The organism is Desulfomarina sp. (genome assembly GCF_054039375.1).
Genome location: NZ_JBPLBA010000003.1, coordinates 1 through 23,087 on the forward strand (window position 1 = coordinate 1; position 23,087 = coordinate 23,087).

General features: G+C 50.5%; 17 protein-coding genes and 1 tRNA gene. 9 read left to right on the top strand and 9 right to left on the bottom strand.

All coding sequences use genetic code 11. From position 1 onward, the window contains the following. The first annotated feature begins 396 nt into the window (after nucleotides 1-396). The 5 genes from pdhA to cimA all read left to right on the top strand — a co-directional run bounded on the left by pdhA (nucleotide 397) and on the right by cimA (nucleotide 7,207). Entirely contained in the window at nucleotides 397-1,500 is a 1,104-nt protein-coding gene (pdhA, locus tag ACXLDX_RS00065) for a pyruvate dehydrogenase (acetyl-transferring) E1 component subunit alpha (protein ID WP_457575142.1), read from the top strand. Further along, entirely contained in the window at nucleotides 1,493-2,470 is a 978-nt protein-coding gene (locus tag ACXLDX_RS00070) for an alpha-ketoacid dehydrogenase subunit beta (protein ID WP_457575143.1), read from the top strand. Before pdhA ends, ACXLDX_RS00070 begins: the two co-directional genes overlap by 8 nt. Before the next feature lie 158 nt (nucleotides 2,471-2,628). Next, complete coding sequence (locus tag ACXLDX_RS00075; protein WP_457575144.1) at nucleotides 2,629-3,876, top strand: dihydrolipoamide acetyltransferase family protein; 1,248 nt, start codon at nucleotides 2,629-2,631, stop codon at nucleotides 3,874-3,876. 10 nt (nucleotides 3,877-3,886) lie between these two features. Then, the gene (gene lpdA / locus ACXLDX_RS00080) at nucleotides 3,887-5,329 is read left to right on the top strand and encodes a dihydrolipoyl dehydrogenase (RefSeq protein WP_457575145.1); all 1,443 of its coding nucleotides are present in this window, start codon (nucleotides 3,887-3,889) and stop codon (nucleotides 5,327-5,329) included. Nucleotides 5,330-5,614: 285 nt separating this feature from the next. Next, nucleotides 5,615-7,207, top strand: a complete 1,593-nt coding sequence (cimA, locus tag ACXLDX_RS00085; RefSeq protein ID WP_457575146.1) for a citramalate synthase — start codon at nucleotides 5,615-5,617, stop codon at nucleotides 7,205-7,207. A 32-nt stretch (nucleotides 7,208-7,239) separates the two neighbouring features. Here the strand turns inward: cimA and ACXLDX_RS00090 are convergent, their stop codons facing one another. Further along, nucleotides 7,240-8,856: an HD domain-containing response regulator gene (locus ACXLDX_RS00090; RefSeq protein WP_457575147.1), complete on the bottom strand. Its 1,617-nt coding sequence runs from the start codon at nucleotides 8,854-8,856 to the stop codon at nucleotides 7,240-7,242. A gap of 165 nt (nucleotides 8,857-9,021) precedes the next feature. Between ACXLDX_RS00090 and ACXLDX_RS00095 the strand changes: the two genes are divergently transcribed. After that, on the top strand, nucleotides 9,022-9,558 hold the full coding sequence (locus tag ACXLDX_RS00095; RefSeq protein WP_457575148.1) for a winged helix DNA-binding protein: 537 nt from the start codon (nucleotides 9,022-9,024) through the stop codon (nucleotides 9,556-9,558). A gap of 12 nt (nucleotides 9,559-9,570) precedes the next feature. Here ACXLDX_RS00095 and ACXLDX_RS00100 read toward each other — a convergent pair whose 3' ends face one another. The 5 genes from ACXLDX_RS00100 to ypfJ form a co-directional block, all read right to left on the bottom strand. Beyond that, the gene (locus tag ACXLDX_RS00100) at nucleotides 9,571-10,845 is read right to left on the bottom strand and encodes a TRAP transporter large permease (protein ID WP_457575149.1); all 1,275 of its coding nucleotides are present in this window, start codon (nucleotides 10,843-10,845) and stop codon (nucleotides 9,571-9,573) included. Further along, on the bottom strand, nucleotides 10,842-11,321 hold the full coding sequence (locus ACXLDX_RS00105; protein WP_457575150.1) for a TRAP transporter small permease: 480 nt from the start codon (nucleotides 11,319-11,321) through the stop codon (nucleotides 10,842-10,844). Before ACXLDX_RS00105 ends, ACXLDX_RS00100 begins: the two co-directional genes overlap by 4 nt. 23 nt (nucleotides 11,322-11,344) lie before the next feature. Next, nucleotides 11,345-12,322: a TRAP transporter substrate-binding protein gene (locus ACXLDX_RS00110; protein ID WP_457575151.1), complete on the bottom strand. Its 978-nt coding sequence runs from the start codon at nucleotides 12,320-12,322 to the stop codon at nucleotides 11,345-11,347. A gap of 279 nt (nucleotides 12,323-12,601) precedes the next feature. Continuing rightward, nucleotides 12,602-12,691: transfer RNA gene (locus ACXLDX_RS00115), tRNA-Ser, on the bottom strand. Nucleotides 12,692-12,844: 153 nt separating this feature from the next. Further along, nucleotides 12,845-13,708, bottom strand: coding sequence for a KPN_02809 family neutral zinc metallopeptidase (gene ypfJ / locus ACXLDX_RS00120; RefSeq protein ID WP_457575152.1), 864 nt, complete (start codon nucleotides 13,706-13,708; stop codon nucleotides 12,845-12,847). 176 nt (nucleotides 13,709-13,884) lie between these two features. Between ypfJ and ACXLDX_RS00125 the strand changes: the two genes are divergently transcribed. Continuing rightward, nucleotides 13,885-14,772 carry a prephenate dehydratase gene (locus ACXLDX_RS00125; protein ID WP_457575153.1) on the top strand — a complete coding sequence of 296 codons (888 nt, stop codon included), beginning with the start codon at nucleotides 13,885-13,887 and terminating at the stop codon, nucleotides 14,770-14,772. A gap of 217 nt (nucleotides 14,773-14,989) precedes the next feature. Here ACXLDX_RS00125 and ACXLDX_RS00130 read toward each other — a convergent pair whose 3' ends face one another. From ACXLDX_RS00130 to ACXLDX_RS00140, 3 genes are all read right to left on the bottom strand, one after another. Continuing rightward, on the bottom strand, nucleotides 14,990-16,291 hold the full coding sequence (locus tag ACXLDX_RS00130; RefSeq protein WP_457575154.1) for a TRAP transporter large permease: 1,302 nt from the start codon (nucleotides 16,289-16,291) through the stop codon (nucleotides 14,990-14,992). A 12-nt stretch (nucleotides 16,292-16,303) separates the two neighbouring features. Then, a complete protein-coding gene (locus ACXLDX_RS00135; protein WP_457575155.1) occupies nucleotides 16,304-16,888 on the bottom strand; it encodes a TRAP transporter small permease in 585 nt (194 codons plus the stop codon). Between the two features lie 106 nt (nucleotides 16,889-16,994). Further along, a complete protein-coding gene (locus ACXLDX_RS00140; protein WP_457575156.1) occupies nucleotides 16,995-17,975 on the bottom strand; it encodes a TRAP transporter substrate-binding protein in 981 nt (326 codons plus the stop codon). A 303-nt stretch (nucleotides 17,976-18,278) separates the two neighbouring features. On the opposite strand from ACXLDX_RS00140, the gene ACXLDX_RS00145 reads away from it, so the two are divergent. Together ACXLDX_RS00145 and ACXLDX_RS00150 are read left to right on the top strand one after the other, a co-directional pair. Then, nucleotides 18,279-21,899, top strand: coding sequence for a hydantoinase B/oxoprolinase family protein (locus tag ACXLDX_RS00145; protein WP_457575157.1), 3,621 nt, complete (start codon nucleotides 18,279-18,281; stop codon nucleotides 21,897-21,899). A gap of 276 nt (nucleotides 21,900-22,175) precedes the next feature. Next, on the top strand, nucleotides 22,176-23,087 hold a 912-nt coding region (locus tag ACXLDX_RS00150), incomplete at its 3' end, for a malate dehydrogenase (protein ID WP_457575158.1).

The window sequence follows — 23,087 nt, forward strand, 5'->3', positions numbered from 1 at the left end:
TTCCTCGAAAGTAGGCAAAAAACCATGAAAAAGCAATTGAAATTCTAATTACATACGCGCATTGTAACTCCTCACAGGGCCAACAGGGACTTTCATTGACTTTTTATGGCCGAACCATAGGAACCGATTGTTCTTTATTCACATTGATGGCCGCCATGCTGACCGTATTGGTAATTAGTCACAGGTGCCGCAGATTTTTGCAGGCTCTTCTTCCCTATAGCCTACCTGTGTGGACAAAAGAAACCGTGAAAAGCCGGGGTGCCGTGAGCAATTACCGGTATTGTATTATTTGCTTGTTCACCCTTTCTGTACTATAATTTAAGTACGCCTTACTTTTTGTGGGTAAAAAGCCCTCCACTTCGAACCTGTCAATCATCTCCAGCAAAAGGTCAAACTATGCCCCGAACCCCTATCACGCTGACCCAGGATATTGATTCTCTCTCCATTCTCGATGAACATGGCAATCTGGACCGCGAACTCGAACCGGAACTCAGTGATGAAAAGCTGCTTGAACTGTACCGGGCCATGGTTTTAGGACGAAAATTTGATGAACGCATGCTTGATCTCCAGCGCCAGGGAAGAATCGGCACTTTCCCGCCGACCAAGGGGCAGGAAGCCGCCCAGATTGGCTGCAGCGGTGTACTGAAAAAAAAAGACTGGTTTGTCCCGTCATTCAGAGAAACTCCAGCCGAGATACACAGGGGAAGAAGTCTGGAGTCTATCCTCCTCTACTATAACGGTTACAACGAAGGGGCCAGGATAGACCCGAAACAGCGGGACCTGCCCATGTCGATCCCTGTGGCCTCCCAGATTCTGCATGCTGTCGGCCTCGGGATGGCCGCGAAATACAGAAAAACGGATGAAATTGTAATGAGTATTTTTGGGGACGGTGCCACCTCGGAAGGTGATTTCCATGAAGCATTGAACTGTGCTTCCGTCTTCCGGTCTCCCGTTATTTTTGTCTGCCAGAACAACCAGTGGGCCATTTCTCTTCCTATCAGCAGACAGATGCACTCGAAAACGATCGTCCAGAAAGCTGCCGCATACGACATGCCGGGAATACAGGTTGACGGCAATGACATTCTGGCCGTTTACTCCGCTGCTGAAGAGGCAGCAGACAGGGCCCGCAGGGGTGATGGGCCGACATTTATAGAATGTGTAACTTACCGGATCATGATGCACACTACTGCTGATGATCCCAGCCGTTACAGGCTGAATGAGGATGTTGAAAAATGGAAGAAGAAAGATCCTGTTTCGCGCTTTGCCCTTTATCTCCAAAGAAAAAACATACTTTCAGAAGAAGAAAACGGAGACCTCGAAAAGGAAATACTTGCCAAAATTCAATCTGCTGTTGAATACGCTGAAAAAACGATGAAAAACATCGGAAATCCGCTGGAAATGTTCGACCATCTTTTCAATGAACTTCCACCTTATATTCAGTTGCAAAAAAAGGAACTGGAAAAACTGCTGGCAGATCGTGGGGAGGAAAACCATGGCTAAAATGAATATGGTCCAGGCCATTAACCTCGCCCTGAAGCAGGAAATGGAAAGCGATGACTCCATAATTGTTCTTGGTGAAGATGTCGGCAGGGATGGAGGAGTGTTCAGGGTGACTGACGGACTTCTCGAACTTTTCGGAGAAGAGCGTGTCATCGACACCCCGCTGGCCGAATCGGCAATCGCAGGAATGTCCATTGGAATGGCAGCCTACGGTCTTAAACCTGTGTGTGAAATCCAGTTTTCAGGTTTTGCCTATGAAAACTTCCACCAGATCGAAAACCATGCCGCCCGCTACCGCTGGCGTACCAGGGGGCGCCTCACCATCCCCATGGTTCTCCGCACCCCCTATGGAGGCGGAGTCCGGGCCCTGGAGCATCATTCCGAAAGCAGGGAGGCATACTGGGCGCATACACCAGGTCTGAAGATGGTCATCCCTTCAGGCCCCAGGAATGCCCGCGCCCTCCTGGTCAGCGCCATAAGAGACCCTGATCCTGTGATTTTTTATGAAGCAAAGGGTCTCTACAGGGCGTTCAGAGAAGAGGTCCCGGAAGATCCTGAAATCATACCCATAGGCCTGCCTCAGGTTATCCGAAAAGGAAACAGTATTACTCTGATCAGCTACGGTGCAATGACCAGAACAGCAATTGCCGCTGCCGATGTCCTGAAAAAACAGGATGGGTTGGAGGCAGATATCATTGATCTGCTGACTCTTTCACCACTCAATACGGATCTGATCATCAAGTTCGTAAAAAAAACCGGCAGGGTGGTGATTGTTCATGAGGCTCCAAGAAGCTTCGGCCCTGGAGCGGAAATCGTAACCCGTATCATGGAAGAGGCTTTTTATTACCTTGAAATGCCCCCTGAGCGGGTAACCGGGTATGATGTTATCATTCCCTATTTTTCCAGGGAAAAAGAGTATATTCCCGGCATTGAACGGATAGTTGCCGCTGCCAGGCGTCTCTTTAACTGAATCCCGGCCCCGCAAGCTGTAATGCGTTGCAATGACGAGAGCACCATATTTTTGAACAGACTTGAGGGTGGCCGAATTGTATTTCAAAATGTTATCATGAAAAGCATCACGAAACCATCATGGGTCAGGTGATCTTTTTTTCACACTCGAGAGGAAACATGTCAACATCGTTTACTTTACCCGATCTTGGAGAAGGCGTTCATGAAGCTGAAATCCTGAAAATCCACGTTTCCCCCGGCCAGCAAATCAAAGAGGGCGAAATTATTCTTGAAGTTGAAACCGACAAGGCTGCCGTCGAGATACCCTCCCCCTTTACCGGCATGGTCAGTGAAATCATGGTAAAGGAAGGGGATTCAGCAGAAGTGGGAGATGTCCTGATAGTCTTTGATAGAGATACAGCCACAGACCAGCCGGCGGCAGAAAAAAAACTACCACCTCAAAAGAGTGCCGCTTCTCTTTTACTGCCGGTTCCGGCCTCCCCGGCAACCCGGAGGATTGCAAGGGAACTGGGGGTAAATCTCCGGGATATCTCCCCCACCGGCCATGGGGGCATTGTCACCCGGGAAGACGTGGAGAAATTCGCCGCGGCTAAAACCGGGGAAACTGTTGAGAAAGAGGAAGAATTGGTGCAGGAACAGACTGTTAAGGAGCTTTCTCCTTCCACTCTCCCCGACTTTTCAAAATGGGGAGAAATAGAACGTATACCATTTCGCTCCATTCGAAGAACGACCGCACGAAAAATGAGTGAAGCCTGGAGTCGTATTCCCCATGTCTACTGCCATGACATGGTCGATATCACCAGACTGGAAGAATTCCGTATAAAACATAAAGAAGAGATAGAGGAAGCGGGAGGCAGGCTGACCCTTACCGTTTTCGCTCTCAAGGCTGTGGTTGCCGGTCTGACAACGTTCCCCCTTTTCAATGCCAGTCTTGACACCAGGAATAAGGAAATCATACTGAAAAAATATTTTCATATCGGTGTTGCCATGGATTCCGGCTCAGGCCTCGTTGTACCCGTTATCCGTGATGTGGAGAGAAAAAGCATCAGAGACATCGCCATAGAACTCCGCAAGGTGGTGGTCCGAACCAGGACAGGAACCCTCAGCCGTGAAGAGATGCGTGGTTCTACCTTCACCATCACCAACACCGGCCCCCTGGGTGGTGCCGGCTTCACCGCAATAATCAACTATCCGGAAGTGGCTATCCTCGGCATGGGCCAGGGCCGAAGACAACCTGTTGTGACAGTCGACGACCATGGCCGGGAAAAAATAGTACCTCGCCTCATGATGCCGGTTGTACTTGGATTTGATCACAGGGTGGTTGACGGAGCCGATGCGATCCGCTTTCTGCGCCTGATCATCGACAGCCTGAAGGATCCGGATGAACTGCTTATGACAATGATATAGGAGAGACAAGATGGTCATGGGAGATATGCAGCTGGAAACGGAGCTGCTAATTCTGGGCAGTGGACCCGGTGGTTATGGCGCCGCTTTCAGAGCTGCGGATCTCGGCCTTGAAGTAACTGTTGCAGACCCCAATCCTGCCCCCGGCGGCGCATGTCTTCACCACGGCTGCATTCCTTCCAAAACATTTCTCTATCTTGCAGGTTTGATCCATGATACAGAACGAGCACGGGAAATGGGAGTTCATTTCGGACCGGCTGAAATTGATATTGCCGCCCTGTCAGCCTGGAAAGATAAAACAATTAACGAGCTGGCAGAGAGCCTGCAGGCCCTGTTCAGCCGGCGAAACATTGAACTGATACATGGAAATGCCGTCTTTACCGATTCCCGAAGCGTCAGACTGCAGGGAGGAGGAATCAGCAAAATAACATTCCAGCATGCGATTATCGCCACAGGTTCCCGCCCGGCATCTTTTCCAGCTGTTGATTTCGATTCCTCAAGTCGTGTTCTCAGTTCAACGGAAGCCCTTCAGCTGGAAGATATTCCGGGCAGACTGCTTGTCATTGGCGGAGGTGTTGCTGGCCTGGAACTCGGCTCCATATACAGCAGTTTCGGCAGCAGGGTCAGCCTGGTGGAAAAGGGGGAAAAGCTTCTTCCCCCAGTGGATCAGGATCTGGTGGAACCTCTTTACAGCAGCCTGAGCAATAAATTTGACACCCTCGCAACAAATACTGAGGTGACTCAAATCCATGCCCATGAAGAATATGTAGAAGTTGAACTTGAAACGGCAGGGATAAAAACAAAGGAAAAATTCGACAAGATCATCGTCACCACAGGCAGAACAGCCAGCAGCGATCGACTTGGCCTTGAAAATACGGCCGTTAAACTTGATTCCACAGGTTTTATTGAGACAGACGACACCCTCAGAACCAGTGAAAAAAACATATTCGCGGTTGGAGATGTCACCGGCCTTCCCATGCTGGCCCACAGGGCAATCCGTCAGGGACAGACAGCTGCCGAAGTCATTGCAGGTCTGCCGTCCGCCTACGATATTCGCGCGACACCTGCCATCATTTACACCGATCCGCAGATTGCCTGGTGCGGCCTGACCGAACTGGAAGCCCGCGAGCGGTCCCAGCCCTGTACAGTTCAGAAATTCCCCTGGAAATATTCGGACCGAGCCAGGTCCATGGGCAGAACAAACGGCCTGACCAAACTGTTAACGGATCCTGACAGCGGCAGAATCCTGGGCATGGGTATTGTCGGTCGCGAAGCTGAAAATCTCATTGCCGAAGCCGTTCTGGCCATCGAGATGGGGGCTCTTGCTGAAGATCTCGCTCTCACCCTCCACCCCTATCCCAGTCTGTCTGAAACCGAGGCAGAAGCGGCAGAACTTTTTTCCGGTGCCTCCACACATTTCCATCCTGGTAAAACGCCAGGTCTTCCTGGCAGTTAACCAGTGGTTGTGAGCAATTACAGTTCAGAGGTAATAAAACCATATAGTTGCGCCCCTGTGATCAATTACGTGCCTGTCCATAAATGTGCAATTTCGTTCAAAACTCAACCTGACACCTGAGTCCTGAGATGTGCCTGTTTTATCAGGAATATCTCTAATCCGGCTGAGTTTCATGGATCATCAGGGAAATTTTTGGTTTAATTTTTCCACGATTTTGCATATCATGAAACTCTTTAATATCCGGCAGGACATCGGAATTCAGAAAATACGGCACAGGGAAGAAACATGGCTCACGCAGTTGAACTCTACGATACAACCCTCAGGGACGGCACCCAGGCAGAAAACTTCAATCTCTCTGTTGAAGATAAAATCCGCATAACAGTGGCCCTTGATAAACTGGGCATTGATTATATAGAAGGGGGATGGCCGGGATCAAATCCGATGTCTGTTGAATATTTCAACAAAATGCAGGCCATAAAACTGAACCATGCAAAACTGGCCGCCTTCGGCTCCACCCGCCATCTCAAGAACAGTCCTGAAGATGACCCGAACCTGCAGGCACTTATCGCCGCGCGGACACCGGCAATAACAATTTTCGGCAAAAGCTGGGATATCCATGTTCATGAAGCACTGCGTATCGAACTGGAGGATAATCTGCTGATCATCAGAGAAACCCTGGCTTATCTCCGCCCCCATGTTGACCATCTTTTCTACGACGCTGAACATTTTTTTGACGGTTTCAAGCACAATGAGGAATATGCCCTCCTCACCCTGGAAAGCGCCATTGAGGGCGGGGCCGAAACACTGATTCTCTGTGACACGAACGGCGGAACTCTTCCCCATGAACTGTCACCGATCATCCACCGGGTTCAGCATTATTTTGCGGACAGGAACATCAAGGTCACCCTGGGGATACACGCACATAACGATTCAGAATCCGCCGTGGCAAATTCGTTACTGGCCGTTGCCGACGCAAAGGTCAACCAGGTCCAGGGGACAATAAACGGATTCGGTGAACGATGCGGTAATGCCAATCTGACATCCATCATCCCCGCCCTTGTTTTCAAGCTCGGAGTGGAATGCGAAGTGAGAAAACATATTGACCGCCTCTACTCCACTTCACGCTACGTCAATGAACTGGCCAACCTCCCCCATAACCGATATCAACCGTATGTCGGCGAATCGGCATTTGCCCACAAGGGCGGAATCCATGTCAGTGCCGTCAAACACAACCCGCTGACCTATGAACATATTCAACCGGATCGGGTGGGCAACATCCGCAGAATACTCATCTCGGACCAGTCGGGTCGCTCAAACATCCTCCACAAGGCAAAACAGTGGAACCTGAAGCTTTCTCCAGATGATCCGGTCCTGCCGACAATCATCGCCAAACTGAAGGAACTTGAGAACCTGGGCTACCAGTATGAAGGGGCGGAAGCCAGTTTTGAACTGCTGATGAGAAAGGCTCTGGGACTCCAGCGCAACTATTTTGAGTTTGAAAGTTTCAGGGTCATGAACCACAAGTACCGGATGGACAAACCGCCTCTCACGGAAGCCACTATCCGTCTCTTCGTCGGCGGGCGGGAAGTTCATACTGCCGCCATGGGAGACGGCCCTGTAAACGCCCTGGATACAGCCATCAGAAAAGCCCTGACCCGCTTTTATCCCTGCCTTGAGAAGATGGAACTGGCCGATTACAAGGTCCGTGTACTCTCCGGGGAAAAGGGCACAGAAGCCAGGGTAAGGGTCCTTGTTGAAAGCAGGGATGAGCACTGCACATGGGGCACAGTGGGCGTTTCCGTCAATATCATCGAGGCAAGCTGGCAGGCCCTGGTTGACAGTATCAATTACAAACTGCTTAAAGATCTGAACCCCTGAGAACCGGTAATGTAACTCCTCACGGGTCCCGGTTAGCCATCGGGAAAGAGCTTCCTGATTTCAAGAAACTGATCCAGGTTTTCCATCATCAGGTCAACAAGACGGGGATCAAAGTGTGCCTCTTTCTCCTGTTGAATATGATCTATGATTTCAGGTAACGGCCAGGCATCCTTGTAACACCTGCTTGACCCCAGGGCATCAAAAACATCGACAAGGGCAACAATTCTTCCATAGGGATGAATCGATTCCCCCGCAAGCCCCCGCGGATACCCCCTGCCATTCCACTTTTCATGATGCTCATGGGCTACGATGGCCGCAGCTTTCAGAATCGGCCTGTCAGATCCTTTCAGAATTTCATATCCCAGGATGGTATGTTCCTCCATCAGCCTGAACTCTTCCTCCGTCAACCTGCCCGGTTTGTTCAAGATGGAATCGGGAATACCGATCTTACCGGCATCATGCATGGGTGCGGCAAACCGCAGAATCCGTGCTTCCACCTCTTCCATACCTGACAGACGGGCAAGAACATAAGAATATTCAGCAACCCGGCGAACGTGATTTGCCGATTCCTTGGAGCGGGTTTCTATCACCTCGCCCAGAGTGATAACCAGTTCCTTCTGGGTATTGATAAGTTCTTCGTTCAACATGAGATTGTCAAGAGCGCTGGCGACATTTGTGATATAGAGCTGCACCAGACGCTTGTCTCCGTCAGTCATTCCCGCGGAAACAGTGTCCAGGTAAAATATACACTCCACCCCCTGGGGTGACCGGACATAACCGAAGAACTCATCATCCGTCACGACACTTTTACGGGACGAAAACACCGCATCCAGTTTTTTCATGATGGTGCGGCCAAAAACAAAATCAACCTTGTGCCCACTGCATTTTTTATAAGGTCCGGAACCACAGACAACCCTACTGCTGCCATTCTGCTTCATTACAGCAAAACTTCCCATTTTTTCAAGAAGTTCGGCACAGTCTTCTCTATCAATCCCTTCCAGTCGTATCAAACGGTGCAGGCGATTCAGCACACCAATGAAGAGATCCCTGTATGTCAGAAACGAAAACAGGCCACCGGAAGCATCAACAATATCCTCGAGATGCCGATACATCAGCAGGAGTTCTTCCTGTTTCTGTTTTCTCTCTGCTATTTCAACCTGCAGGGCTTTATTATTTCTCCTGAGGGCCTCTGTTTTTTCCCTCACCTCCTGTTCAAGGTGCTCCTGATACCTCCTGTTTTCACGAATCAGATGCACTTTTTCCATACACCTGTCAATGGCATTTTCCAGGATGGCCATACTGCCGATGGGCTTGGTGAGATAATCCCAGGCCCCCAGCTTTACAGTCTGCACGGCATCGTTCAACTGTCCGGCGCCTGAGATAATAATCACGGGAGTTTCCGGGGATGTCTTATGCAGATGGGCCAGCACCTCAAGACCGCCCATCACAGGCATATCAAGATCCGTCAACACCAGATCAATCTGCCGGCGGGCAAAAATCTCAAGACCTTCCCGGCCGTTTTTTGCCAGTATCGCTTCATGCCCCCATCGGTCAAGAAACGCTGCAAAGGTGGCCCGCACCATTTCTTCATCTTCGATAAGCAATATCTTCAGGTTTTTTCTTTCCCTGTCTTCTATTTCTTTGCTCATTTTACCTTTCCAGTACAGACAAAACAGGATTCAGTTGACGGTGGCTGCAGATACCTCTTGAGAGTCCCGGCAGATTCAACTATTCTTACGCTAGATGGTCTTAAAACGATATCACAAATCTACTGTCTTTGAACAGGAAAAGAATCAACCGAAGGATACTTCACCATGAGCGACAACAAACGACAGGCTTCTATCAATCCCCTGTCTCCCATAGTTTCTTCGGAGCACCTTACATCCCCCGACAGCTGGCCCTTAAGTGAATTTGAATATGGCATGATCATCGCCCATAATGCGTTTTCCCGCTGGATGATCCGCTGTATGCATGCCGCCGGATATTCTGATTTCAGCCCACTGGACGTGCTGGTTCTCCACAATGTCAATCATCGGGACCGGCAGAAGAAACTGGTGGATATCTGTTTTGTCCTCCATATAGAAGACCAGCACACTGTCAACTATTCCCTGAAAAAACTGGTCAAGGCCGGCCTGGTCGCCAGGGAAAAACACGGCAAGGAAATTTTATATTCCGCCACGGAAAAAGGCAGAAAGGCCTGCAGGGATTACAGGGAAATCCGGGAACAATGCCTTACATCCGCCTACCGCACCCTCGACCAGAACGGTTCTGAAATGCGCCAGTCCGCCGCCCTCCTGCGGCTGATGTCAGGGTTGTATGACCAGGCCTCAAGAGCGGCCTCATCCCTGTGAGCAATTATCCGTCTACACCATTTCTGCCATCCACATGGTCAGAGGGGAATAAAAGGTGATGATCAGGAGATCCACCAGGAGAATAAAGAGAAAAGGAAGTACCCTGCGGCTCACTGCCCCCAGCCTGTCCCCGGAAATGGAGGCGGCCACAATCAGGCAGATTCCCATGGGCGGAGTCAGCATTCCGATGGCCAGGTTGGCCACCACAATAACTCCGAGCTGAATCATATCAATATGCAGAGCCGGCAGCATGGTTGTAATGACGGGAACCAGTAGAATCAGTGCGGCTGTCGTCTCAATGAATGTCCCGGCCACCAGGAGAACAATATTAATCAGTAACAGCAGAACAACAGGATTATCAGAAATGGTGAGCAGCCCCGCCGCCAGAGTTGCCGGGATATTCTCTATGGCGGCAATCCAGCTGAAAATCGAGGCCATGGCGATAATAAACATGACTATGGCCGAGATCACGGCCCCATCCCTGAACAATGGAAACAGATCCCGAAAACCAAATTCCCGATAAACAAACATGCCCACCAGCAGGGCATAGACAACAGCCACCGCCGCAGATTCAGTCGCGGTAAAAACACCTGTCAGGATACCGCCCAGGATGATGAGCGGAGCCCCCATGGCGAGCAGACCACGCCGGAAACTCATCCAGACCTCTTCTGCAGAAAATCGTGTGACGTTGGTGTAATTGTACTGAGCTGAAACAAAGGTTGAGACGGCAACAAGGGAAAAACCGATCAGGATCCCCGGCAGGATTCCCGCCATAAACAACCGGCCCACCGAGGCTCCCGTCAGAAAGCCGAAAATGATCATGGGAATGGACGGAGGAATAATCACCCCGATGGAACCTCCTGCGGCCTGCACCGCGGCCGCAAAATCGGAGTCATACCCTGATTTCTTCATGGCCGGGATCAGGATTGCCCCCACCGCGGCCGCATCCGCCGCGGCCGACCCGGAGATACCGGCAAAAAACATGGCTGAAACAATGGTGACCGCGGCCAGTCCTCCGGGCAGCCAACCAACCAGACTGTTAGCAAAATCAATGATCCTGCGGCTGATTCCACCCGCCTCCATCAGCACCCCGGCAAACATAAACAGAGGAACCGCCATCAGGTGAAAGGAATCTGTGCCTGAGAACATGCGCTGGGCAACCATCATAAGCGGGAAATCGCCCTGCGCGATAATGGTGATCACGGAACTCATGCCAATGGCCACACCAATTGGCGCATTGATGAGAAAAAAGAAGAGGAGTGAGAGAAGAAGGATTTCCGTGGTCACTTTTTCTCTCCGTGCATGGTCCGCAGGAAAAAGAGCAGTCCGTAAATCAGAAGAATACAACCGGCCAGGGGGATCACTGCAAGAATAATCCATTTTGGAATCCCCAGGGCCGGGGAAATCTGCAGACGAACGAACCAGGCAAACTGCACACCGGAAAAAACCATGACCACAGCCAGGGCCATGGAAGAAAGATGAACCAACAGGCGGGCCAGGCGCTGGTATTTTTCCGAAATGCGCGCGGTCAACACATCAACCCCGGGATGCAGATTGCGGTAATAGGCAACGGTGGCCCCAAGAAAACTGAGCCATACCAGCATATAACGGGCCAGTTCCTCAGACCAGAAAAGAGAGGCGTTGAGAACATATCTGCAGAAAACCTGCACAGCCACCAGGACAGCCATGGAAAAACCAAGGCCGAAAAGCAGGTACTCGAGCAGCCTGTTTACTGCGGAACAGCCTTTTTCGAGAATATTCAAAACCACTATTCCGCCACGGATAGTTACCTGGTTGCCTCAAGAATTTTCAACAGCAGTGAATGTACTTTCGGCTCCCTGAAAAGTTCCATATCCTTTAAATCAGCAACCCTGGCCCTGAAAGAGGCGATATCGGGATGCTCTTCCACTATCATCCCCCTGTCCTTCAGCAATTGAAGACGGGCGCCATCCTTATCACGATTATCCCTGCGCTGGAAACGGGCTGCCTCCCGCATGGCCCCGGCAATCATGTTTCTGTCAGACTCGTTCAGGCTCTTCCACCAGACCAATGAGGCCACATCGATATGGGGAGAATAAACATGACGGGTCAGGGTCATATATTTCTGGATTTCAAAAAATTTATAGACCTCCATGACCCAGAGCGGATTCTCCTGACCGTCTATAACGCCCTGCTCCAGCTCCGTATAAATGGGCCAGGGCATGGGAGTGGGGTTTGCACCGAGTGCCTGCCAGATGGCCTTATGCAATGCCGAAGCCATTACCCGGATTTTCAGACCCTTTATATCAGCCGCAGCCTTGACCGCATGCTTATTGTTAGTCAGGTTACGAAAACCGTTCTCAGAAAAACAGAGCCCCTTGAAACCGACCGTCTCAAGATCATCCAGAATTTCTTTACCAAGGGGACCGTCAAGAACCATATCAGCCTGGGCCGCATCTTTGAAAAGAAATGGATAATTGACAACCCGGACGATGGGATCAAAGGTGTCAAACGGACCCGCCGTAATAACACCCATCTGCACGGTGTTCATCTGGATCTGCTGGAGAATTTCCGTCTCATTGCCAATGGACTTGGAATGGTAAACCGTGACCTTGAAGGCCCCGTTCGAACGCTGTTCCACCAGCTCCTTGAATTTTGCCGCCACGATATTCTGGGCCGAACCCGGCTTGGTCACCACGCCCAGTTTTATCACCTGTGCCCCAAAAGAACTTTGAACAACAACTGTAATGAAAAACACACAGAGAAGACAAATGACTTTTTTCATGGGAGGCTCCGATAGCATAGTTGTTCTTGATTACCCATGGAACTCAGCCGAATTGTGGATTGGGCCTGCTTTAACAGGCTTGCCTACGGTCAAAAATCACTGGAAATCTCAATTAACAAGAAATTTAAATGAAAAAGTGTCAGTCCAGATTATTTTCAAACCAATACAATGTGTTTTTTTGAAATACGCCTGAAAAAACAGGCACATCCGCAGTCTCACAAGTGTCAGGCTGAGTTTTATACGTAATCAGATAGTTGTTTGACCAAAAGCTTCAGGTTGTGGCGGAGGGACAGGGATTCGAACCCTGGGTGGAGTCACCCCCACAACGGTTTTCGAGACCGTCCCGTTCAGCCGCTCCGGCATCCCTCCGTTCGGTCTATTGATACCTGCAAACAGATTATTCGTCAAGACACTTAAACAGGTGTATTGAACCTCTGGAAAAACAATGCAGAAAAACAGTGAAAAATGAACGATCAAATCCGTTTCATCAAACCGTGAGCGTTCACCGGCGGATTCAGGCATCTATAGTGTCTTCGCCTTGAAAGTATTGCACTGCCCGATATCGCCACCCGAGTATCCCCGCCTGAACCAGCGCATCCGCTGGGCTGAACTGCCGTGGGTGAAAGAGTCCGGTGTCACATAGCCTCTCGCCTGTTTCTGCAGCCGGTCGTCACCAATATTACTGGCGGCATTCAGAGCTTCTTCTATATCACCCGCCTCAAGCATACCAAACATTTTGTCGGCATGACTGGTCCAGACTCCGGCAAAACAGTCCGCCTGGAGTTCAAGACGGACAGACACCCTGTTATACTCTTTTTTCGCGAGTTTTCGGCGAAGAGCGTGCGCCTTGTCACTGATCCCGAGAAGTTTCTGGACATGGTGGCCAATTTCGTGGGCGACCACGTAGGCCCTGGCAAAGTCACCAGGGGAGTGCATTTTCACCTGCAGATCCCTGTAAAAGGACAGATCGATATACACTTTCTGATCGCCGGGACAGTAGAACGGTCCCATGGCGGCCTGGGCATAGCCGCATGCAGACTGCACGGCCCCGCTGAACAGCACGAGCTCAGGTTCCCTGTATGTTTTACCCATCCGGCTGAAGATATTTTTCCAGACATCTTCAGTATCGGCCAGGACCACTGCGACAAACTCAGCCTGCTCCTGTTCCTCTGCACTTGCCCTGTACGGCTCTGTACGTGTCGCAGCCGGTCTGTTCTGCTGTATGGAATTGCCCATATTGAGGATCATGGCCGGATCAATACCGAAATACATGCCCACCAGGGCCAGCAGGAGAATCCCGATACCGCCGCCTTTGGCACTTCGACCTATTTTTGTCCCGCGACGATCTTCTATATTACTGCTTCTTCGTCTGTCTTTCCAGCGCATGGGTCAGCTCTCCTTTTTTCCATAACCGATCAATCAAGTTGATAAGAAGTATTCTTATCCCATGGGAATGATTTTCTCAAGTAAGTTTGCCAGAGAAAAATGGCATTTCCCGGCCCATTGTTTTATACATGACACATCACATGAATATATTCACCCTGAAACTCTAAAATAATCCCATGAAAAAACAGCACTATAGCACCATTGCCTTCCAAGGCATGGCCGGAGCATATTCCGATCTGGCCTGCAGACAGGCCTATCCTGATTTGAGAACAGTCCCCTGTGTCTCCTTTGAAGCCGCCTTTCGGGCCGTAAAAGAAAAAAAAGCGGATCTGGCCATGATTCCCGTTGACAACACCCTGGCAGGACGGGTCGCCGATGTTCATTACCTGATCCTCAACGGGGAGCTCTCCATAATCGGTGAACACTTTCAGCTTATCCGCCATTGCCTTCTGGGCCTGCCCGGTGCGACGGTCGAAGAGTTGACTGACATTCACAGCCATGTCCATGCCATCCCTCAATGTAAAAAAATTATAAAAGAACTGAACCTGGAAAAACACGTGGTTGCCGATACGGCCAAGGGCGCGTCCGACATCAGGAAATGGAATGACAGAACCCAGGCGGCAATCGGTTCCGAGCTGGCGGCACAGATCTACGATCTTGCGATTTTGCGAAGAGATATCCAGGATGAGTCCCACAATACTACCCGCTTCCTGGTTTTTTCCAGAAACAGCGATATTCCAACCTGTTCAAATGAAGAAACTTATATCACCAGTTTTATTTTTGAAGTGCGGAATATCCCCGCTGCCCTTTATAAGGCCCTTGGGGGATTTGCCACCAATGGTGTGCAGATGGTCAAACTTGAAAGTTACGTGGACAAATATTTTCATGTTGCCCGTTTTTACGCCGATGTGGAGGGACATATCGACCAGCGTTCCCTGCGGCTTGCCTTTGAAGAATTACGCTTCTTTTCCAAACGGGTTACCCATCTTGGGACCTATCCGGCTCACTCGTTCAGAAAAACCGGCATGACCGGACTCTGGGGCCCAGCCATTGAAAACCAATGAAAATCTCGACTGCAGCAGTACAACCCTCAGCCGAGAATTGGTAATTGGCTGAAAAAAGGCAGTTAGTCACAGGAGTAGCAACTCAGTGATTTTATTACATCTGAACTGTAATTACTCACAGGTGCCGCAGGTTTTTGCAGGCTCTTCTTCGCTTAGCCAACCTATGCGGACAAAAAAGACCGTGAAAAGCTGGGGTGAGTAATTACGAAAAAAGAGCTTATCCACCCATCATATTGGGTAGGACCGTCACAATCTGGGGAACGGCGACGATAATTCCAAGTCCTGCCAGGAGCAGCAGAAAAAACGGTGCAGCCGCATAGGCTACCTTCAAAATATTCAGACCGGTCAGTCCCTGAATGACAAAAAGATTGAACCCCACAGGCGGTGTTATCTGAGACATTTCCACCACGATAACCACGAAAATCCCAAACCAGAGAGGGTCGATCCCCACCTGCTCGATCATGGGCATGATGACTGATGTTGTCAGGACCACAACCGAAATACCATCCAGAAAGCAACCGAGAATAATAAAAAAAATGGTCAGAGCACCCAGCAGCGCATAAGAAGATAAATGCAGGGTTCCGATCCAGGCCGCCAGCATTTTCGGAATGCCGGTAAATCCCATGGCCACGGTGAGAAAGGCTGCGCCGGCCAGGATAAAGGCAATCATGCAGGATGTCTTTGTCGCACCCAGCAGACCTTCAAGAAAATTTTCCTTTGTCAGGGTTCCGGTATACCAGGACAGAATCAGGGCCAGCAGTACACCCACAGCGGCCGCATCCGTGGGAGAGGCAAGACCTGAGTAGATGGAACCGATCACTCCGCCAATCAGCAGGGTCACGGGAATCAGCCTTCTCGCACGGCTGATCTTTTCCTTCAGGGACAATGCCGTCTCCCCGGCCGGAATGGCATCCCGATGCAGCAGGGACCAGAGAACCACATAACCTACGAAAAGCACCATCAGCAGAATACCCGGCAGAACACCGGCAATAAAAAGCCTGGCAATGGACTGCTCTGTGGCAACCCCGTAAACTATAAGGATAATTGACGGCGGAATCAGCAGACCGAGAGTAGCGGAACCGGCCAGGGTGCCGATGATCATATTCTGCGGATACTTTCGTTTCGCCAGCTCCGGAATAGACATCTTGCCGATTGTCGCAGCTGTTGCCGCGGATGAGCCGGAAACTGCGGCAAAAATACCGCAGCCGAAAATATTCACATGCAGCAGTCGTCCCGGAAGGTGGGTGAGCCAGGGAGCCAGGCCGGCAAACATGTCCTCCGCCAGCCTGGATCTGAACAGAATTTCTCCCATCCAGATGAAAAGAGGCAGGGCTGCCAGAGCCCAGCCGTTACTTGCTCCCCAGATGGTGGTTGCCAGCACGTCACCCAGAGGCGCCTCGGTAAAAAGAGCCATCCCCGCCATGCCTACTGCCATCAGGGAAAAGGCCACCCACAGTCCACTGCTGAGCAGGAAAAAGAAAAGCAGCAGCAGACAAATGGTCATTGTGACTTCAGACATGGAGCCCCTCCCTCATCCTTTTTCAATCTGAACAATACTGTCCGGTTCATCATCAGCCAGAAGGTTTTCCCCTTTACCGCTATAACCTGGTTCCCTGCCGGTAAGTATGGAAAACAATTCCTCGACCAGAGCCAGGGAAAGAACCAGCAGTCCCAGCAGCATTGCGGACTGCGGAATCCAGATGGGCACGGCAATCATTCCCGGTGAAAGATCATGATATCGGTATGATTCCCAGGTGAGCACGAGGGTATACCAGGAAAAATAAACTGTAATCCCGCCAGCTACAGCGACACACCACAACTCCACAATCCTTCTAATCTTTGCCGGCAGACGGCCGATAACCAGAGTAACCCGGATATGTCCCCCTTCCTTCAGGGTATATGCCAGGGAAAAAAAAGAAGCCGCCGCCAGCAGAAAACCCGTGAAATCAGCATAGGAGGGTATGGTCAAACCAATTGCTGTTCCGGTGAATAGAATACTGAGCTTATCCAGCAGGTTCAGAAAAACCTGACAGACTACAAGCAGAGCAATCGCCGCAATACAGGATGCCGCCAGCCAGCAACTGCCCTTATAAAGTTTGTCCAGCAAGTGTCGCATGACAACCTCTTTTGTAGTTGCTCACAAAAACTCACCTTGAAAAGTAATTGGTCACAAGTGTAGCAACTCTGTGATTTTATTCCCTGTGAGCAATTACCTTGAAAAATTACCGGTTATATGCCTCAAGCAGGGCCGCCCCGTCACTTCCCGCTGCTTTTTTCCATTCTTCGAGCATGGATGCACCGACCTTTTTCAGACCACTCATCAATTCCGCGCTCGGAGTGATTATTTTCATACCGTTATCCCGCAGAATTTTGGTTTTTGCTGCTGTTTCCTTTCTGCTCATTTCCCAGCCTCTTTTTTCTGCGGTTTTGGCCGCGGCCAGAACGGCATCACGGGTTTTGGCATCCAGTTTTCTCAGTGCCTTTTTACTGACAACAACTATGTTTTTGGGAATCCAGGCTTGAATATCAGTATAATAGGTGACAAAATCCCATGCCTTGGAGTTTGCCCCGGTGGACGGTGAGGTGATCATGGCTTCAACCCTGCCGGTTGCAAATGCCTGGGGAATATCTGGAACCTCAACCTGGGTAGGAGCAGCACCTACTTTTTTTGCAAAAGTTTCGAGAGTCGCATTGTAGGCACGGAATTTGACACCTTTCAGGTCATCAACAGTTTTAATTTCCTTTTTTGTATACAGCCCCTGGGGAGGCCAGGGAACTGAAAAGAGCGGAACCAGACCCTGCCTGTCCAGCAGTTTTGCAATGACATCTTTCTGGGCTGCCCAGAGTTTTGCCGCATCGTCATACGTAGTGGCAAGAAAAGGTTGAGAATCCGCACCGAACACCGCGTTTTCGTTGGAAAGCCTGGAAAGAAAAAACTCACCGATGGGCACCTGACCACTGCGGACCGCATTCTTGATTTCAGGATGTTTAAACAGTGATCCCGCAGAATGCACTTTAATAGTCAGCTTGCCCCCGGTTGCCTTTTCAACATCTCCGGCAAATTCGATGATATTCCTGGTGTGAAATGTTTTGTCCGGATAGGGTGTGGGCATATCCCATGTCGCTGCCATTGCACTGAAACCAAGACTGAGCCCAAATGCCGCACCGACCAAAACTCCAACTCCTTTTTTCTGCAATTTCATACGGTCTCCTCCTGTGAATGAATTAAAATGTGCCTTAAAAATCTCTCCTTCTTTCTCCTGAAATCAGCATCTTGCACCAGATACAAATCCCTTTTTTACATAACATTACTATTGACATCTCTCAACAACGCTGGCATTATGACACAACAAAGATAATTTGTCGACATAAAACCAGTATTAAGTTAGTTTTTTACAAAACATATTCATCAGTAACTCCTCACAAGGGTAGCAACCCTTAGATTTTATTACCTTTGAGCTGTAAAGACTCAGCCCAAAAATAATCGTTGTTCAACGGAGCAGACAATGACACAATGGCAGATCTGGATAGACCGTGGCGGGACATTCACAGATATTGTTGCAAAGCGCCCTGACAATACCCTTGTCACCCATAAACTCCTCTCTGAAAACCCAGAGAAGTACAGGGATGCCGCAATCCAGGGAATTCGTGAACTCCTGCAGCTTGCCCCGACAGAGCCTATTCCGGAAGGACTTATTAAAAATGTCAAGATGGGAACAACGGTGGCAACCAATGCCCTGCTGGAACGAAAAGGCGAACGGACCCTTCTCGTCATCACAAAAGGATTTGGTGACAGCCTGCGGATTGGATACCAGACCAGGCCCGATCTCTTCGCCCGCCATATTATTCTGCCGGAAATGCTTTACGAAGAAGTCCTGGAAATACAGGAGCGTCTTTCGGCCCATGGTGACTGTATAATTCCTCTCAATGTGCAGAAAGCAGAGGAAGGTCTGAAAAAAGCCTATGACCGGGGTATACGCTCTGTTGCCATAGTCCTGATGCACGGTTATCGCCATCCCGAACATGAACTGCAACTGGCAGAGATTGCCGCAGGAATCGGTTTTACCCAGATATCCCCAAGCCATAAAGTCAGCCCTTTGATGAAACTGGTCTCCAGGGGAGATACCACAGTAGTGGACGCCTATCTCTCGCCCATCCTCAGGCGCTATGTCAACCAGGTGGAAGAGCGGCTGAAGGGCAGATCCGGCAAGGACGGGCCGAAACTGATGTTCATGCAGTCCAGCGGCGGCCTCACCGACGCCCGTCTCTTTCAGGGAAAAGATGCCATCCTTTCCGGCCCCGCGGGCGGAGTTGTCGGCATGGTCAAAACAGCCGCCATGAGTGGACTGACCAGACTCATCGGCTTTGACATGGGCGGCACATCCACCGATGTTGCCCACTATAACGGTGAATATGAGCGCAGTTTTGAGACAAGTGTTGCGGGTGTACGGATGCGGGCTCCCATGATGCACATCCATACCGTTGCCGCTGGGGGAGGGTCTGTTCTTCACTTTGACGGTTCCCGCTACCGGGTCGGGCCCGACTCCGCCGGAGCCAACCCTGGCCCTGCCTGCTATCGCCGTGGCGGTCCCCTCACCGTCACCGACTGCAATGTCATGCTGGGCAAAATTCAACCGGGATTTTTTCCCAGCCTGTTTGGACCGGAATCAAACCTTCCCCTGGATGGTGAAACCGTCCGCAGAAAATTTCTTAACCTTGCCGATGAAATTGCCGAAGCAACCGGAACCCCAACCCCGTCCCCGGAAGAAGTTGCCGAAGGATTTTTACAAATCGCGGTGGAAAACATGGCCAATGCCATAAAAAAAATATCTGTGCAGCGGGGATATGATGTCACCGACTACACCCTCAACTGTTTCGGTGGAGCCGGTGGGCAGCATGCCTGTCTGGTAGCCGATGCCCTTGGCATGAAACAGGTTTTCCTCCACCCCTTTGCGGGAGTTCTCTCAGCCTACGGCATGGGACTCGCCGATATAAGCGCCTTGAAAGAAGTGCATATTGAACAGGTATTTACAGAAGATTCCATAAAAATGCTTTCAGCAGCCTGCAAACCGCTTATGGCGGAAACGCGCTCTGAACTTCTGGCCCAGAACATTGAAGATAAACAGATTTCCTTTATCCGGAAGGCTCACCTTCGCTACGAAGGAACTGACAGCCCCCTGCTTATTGATATGGCCGGTTTTACTGATATGAAAAATAATTTTGAAGCCGCCCATAAACAGCGTTTTGGCTTTATTGCTCCCGAAAGAGAGCTGGTCATCGAAGCACTTTCCGTGGAAGCGGTGGGTTTGACGGAATCGTTGATTGACCCGCCGGAACCGGTGACGGAAAAAAATATTCCCCCCCTGCTGCCCGCCGAAACAATCAATATTTTCAGTGGAGGAAAATGGCGGGAATGTCCCCTTTACATGCGGGATGAGCTCATGGTCGGCCATGCGGTGACCGGACCGGCAGTACTGGTGGAACCCACCGGCACTGTTGTTGTTGAGGAAGGGTGGTCTGCCGAAATTAATGAACGCAGACACTTGATTCTGAAAAGATATAAAAAAAGGGCCGACAGACGTGCCATCGGCACCGAAGCTGACCCGGTCATGCTGGAAATATTCAATAATCTCTTCATGTCAATTGCCGAACAAATGGGGGCCACCCTCGCCAACACTTCCTATTCCGTCAATATCAAGGAACGGCTCGATTTTTCCTGCGCTCTCTTTGATCCCCGGGGCAGCCTGGTGGCCAACGCCCCCCATGTCCCGGTCCACCTGGGTTCCATGGGAGAATCCATTAAAACCGTGATCCGGGAAAACAGGAAAACAATGCGGCCGGGCGATGTATTCATGCTGAACGCGCCCTATAACGGTGGCACCCATCTGCCCGATGTGACGGTCATCACTCCTGTCTTTTCAGAAGATGGACAGGAGGTCCTTTTTTATGTCGGTTCCCGTGGACATCACGCAGATATCGGTGGCAGAACACCTGGATCCTCTCCCCCCGACAGCACCCATATCGAGGAGGAAGGGGTACTGATCGACAATTTTCTGCTGGTTGAACGGGGCAGGCTCCGGGAGAAGGAAACACGAAAGCTTCTGGCTTCCGGTCGATATCCCTGCAGAAATATCGACCAGAACATGGCGGATCTTGCCGCCCAGATCGCGGCCAATGAAACCGGGGTCAGGGAACTGCGCAAGATGGTCAAAACCTACGGCCTTGATGTCATCCATGCCTATATGAAACATGTTCAGGACAATGCCGAAGAGTCAGTACGCAGGGTTCTTGATGTTCTGAAAGACAGCAGTTTCACCTGTGCCATGGACAACAACTGTCAAATCTGCGTAAAAATCAAGGTGGACCGGAAAAAACGGGAAGCAACCATCGATTTCACCGGTACCTCCCCCCAGAACAGGGGAAATTACAATGCCCCCACCGCCGTGTGCAAAGCCGCCGTTCTCTATGTTTTCCGTACTCTGGTCAATGATAATATTCCCCTGAACGAAGGCTGCCTCAAGCCCCTGCACCTGGTCATTCCGCCAAAGACCATGATCAGTCCGGAATATCCCGCCGCGGTAATCTCCGGTAATACAGAAGTATCCCAGGCCATCACCGATGCCCTCTTCGGTGCACTTGGCGTTCTCGCTGCTTCCCAGGGAACCATGAACAATTTTGTCTACGGCAACGACACCCATCAAAATTATGAAACCATTTGCGGCGGTACCGGTGCAGGCCCTGACCATCCCGGTACCAGTGCGGTCCACAGCCATATGACCAATACCCGCATGACCGACCCGGAAGTTGTGGAATGGCGCTTTCCAGTTCGGGTAGAATCCTTTTCCATCAGGCACGGTTCTGGTGGTCACGGCAGGTTCAACGGCGGAGATGGAGTAGTTCGGAAAATTCGCTTTCTGGAGCCCATGACGGCCACCATACTCTCCTCCCGCCGGCAGACCGAGCCTTACGGTCTTGAAGGTGGCGGGCCGGGGAAAAAAGGACAAAACTTGGTCACAAGAAAAGACGGGACAACGCTTATATTGAACGGCAATGACGAAATATATATGGAAGAAGGTGATATATTTACAATAAAAACCCCCGGAGGCGGAGGATATGGAAAGAGCTGATATTTTCCATAAACACTACTGATCAAAAAATGAATGTTGATTCAGTCCGGAGACTGGATTCCTTAAGTACATTATGGTAGAGTTACAGCGTTTTTTGAGCAAAGTAATACCATAATCCGGTAATTTGCCTGCCTTGATGACAATGCGAGGCGGCGGACGCACAGGGCGACTGCAGGAACAGCAATGCGGGCGAAGATGACAGTCTCGGAATTGTCAGCGGGATGAATGGTAATACGGTTTTGTGACGTTACTCGAAATTTTTCCAAGGAGACTTCAATGAAAACCCCAGTACGTGTAGCAATAACCGGTGCCGCCGGACAGATCAGTTATTCTCTTATTTTCCGTATTGCGGCAGGAGACATGCTTGGCAAGGACCAGCCTGTCATCCTGCAGCTTCTGGAAATCCCCCCCGCAATGGGTGCTCTTGAAGGTGTTGTCATGGAACTGAATGACTGCGCCTTCCCCCTGGTGAATTCCATAATCACCACTGATGATCCCAATGTGGCGTTCAAAGATACCGATTACGCCCTCCTTGTCGGCTCCAAGCCGCGTGGACCAGGTATGGAGCGTGCCGATCTGCTCAAGGACAATGGCGCGATCTTTACCATCCAGGGCAAAGCATTGAATGACAATGCCAGCCGTGACGTGAAAGTCCTTGTTGTTGGAAATCCCGCCAACACCAACGCTTTTATCGCCATGAAAAACGCTCCGGATCTTAATCCGAAAAATTTTACATCCATGATGCGTCTTGACCACAACCGCTCCCTTTCCCAGATTGCCGACAAGACCGGCAGTCATTCCACCAAAGTGGAAAAAATGGTCGTATGGGGCAACCATTCCGCCACCCAGTATCCTGATATCAGCTTTGCCACGGTAGACGGCAAGCCGGTCAAGGAAGTAGTAGACAACGACTGGTACGTGAACGATTTCATCCCCACCGTACAGCAACGTGGTGCTGCAATCATCAAGGCCCGTGGTGCTTCCAGCGCCGCATCCGCAGCATCCGCAGCCATTGATCATATGAGGAGCTGGGCACTTGGCTCCAACGGTGGCTGGGTCAGCATGGGTGTTTTCAGTAAAGGAAACAGCTATGGAATTGACGAAGACCTGATGTTTGCTCTTCCCGTTACCTGTGAAAACGGTGAATGGAAAGAGATCACCGGCCTTGAGATCAGTGATTTCTCCCGG

Coding starts and splice junctions, on each gene's coding strand:
- pdhA (WP_457575142.1), top strand. CDS start 397: ATGCCCCGAACCCCTATCACGCTGACCCAGGATATTGATTCTCTCTCC.
- ACXLDX_RS00070 (WP_457575143.1), top strand. CDS start 1,493: ATGGCTAAAATGAATATGGTCCAGGCCATTAACCTCGCCCTGAAGCAG.
- ACXLDX_RS00075 (WP_457575144.1), top strand. CDS start 2,629: ATGTCAACATCGTTTACTTTACCCGATCTTGGAGAAGGCGTTCATGAA.
- lpdA (WP_457575145.1), top strand. CDS start 3,887: ATGGTCATGGGAGATATGCAGCTGGAAACGGAGCTGCTAATTCTGGGC.
- cimA (WP_457575146.1), top strand. CDS start 5,615: ATGGCTCACGCAGTTGAACTCTACGATACAACCCTCAGGGACGGCACC.
- ACXLDX_RS00090 (WP_457575147.1), bottom strand. CDS start 8,856: ATGAGCAAAGAAATAGAAGACAGGGAAAGAAAAAACCTGAAGATATTG.
- ACXLDX_RS00095 (WP_457575148.1), top strand. CDS start 9,022: ATGAGCGACAACAAACGACAGGCTTCTATCAATCCCCTGTCTCCCATA.
- ACXLDX_RS00110 (WP_457575151.1), bottom strand. CDS start 12,322: ATGAAAAAAGTCATTTGTCTTCTCTGTGTGTTTTTCATTACAGTTGTT.
- ypfJ (WP_457575152.1), bottom strand. CDS start 13,708: ATGCGCTGGAAAGACAGACGAAGAAGCAGTAATATAGAAGATCGTCGC.
- ACXLDX_RS00125 (WP_457575153.1), top strand. CDS start 13,885: ATGAAAAAACAGCACTATAGCACCATTGCCTTCCAAGGCATGGCCGGA.
- ACXLDX_RS00130 (WP_457575154.1), bottom strand. CDS start 16,291: ATGTCTGAAGTCACAATGACCATTTGTCTGCTGCTGCTTTTCTTTTTC.
- ACXLDX_RS00135 (WP_457575155.1), bottom strand. CDS start 16,888: ATGCGACACTTGCTGGACAAACTTTATAAGGGCAGTTGCTGGCTGGCG.
- ACXLDX_RS00140 (WP_457575156.1), bottom strand. CDS start 17,975: ATGAAATTGCAGAAAAAAGGAGTTGGAGTTTTGGTCGGTGCGGCATTT.
- ACXLDX_RS00145 (WP_457575157.1), top strand. CDS start 18,279: ATGACACAATGGCAGATCTGGATAGACCGTGGCGGGACATTCACAGAT.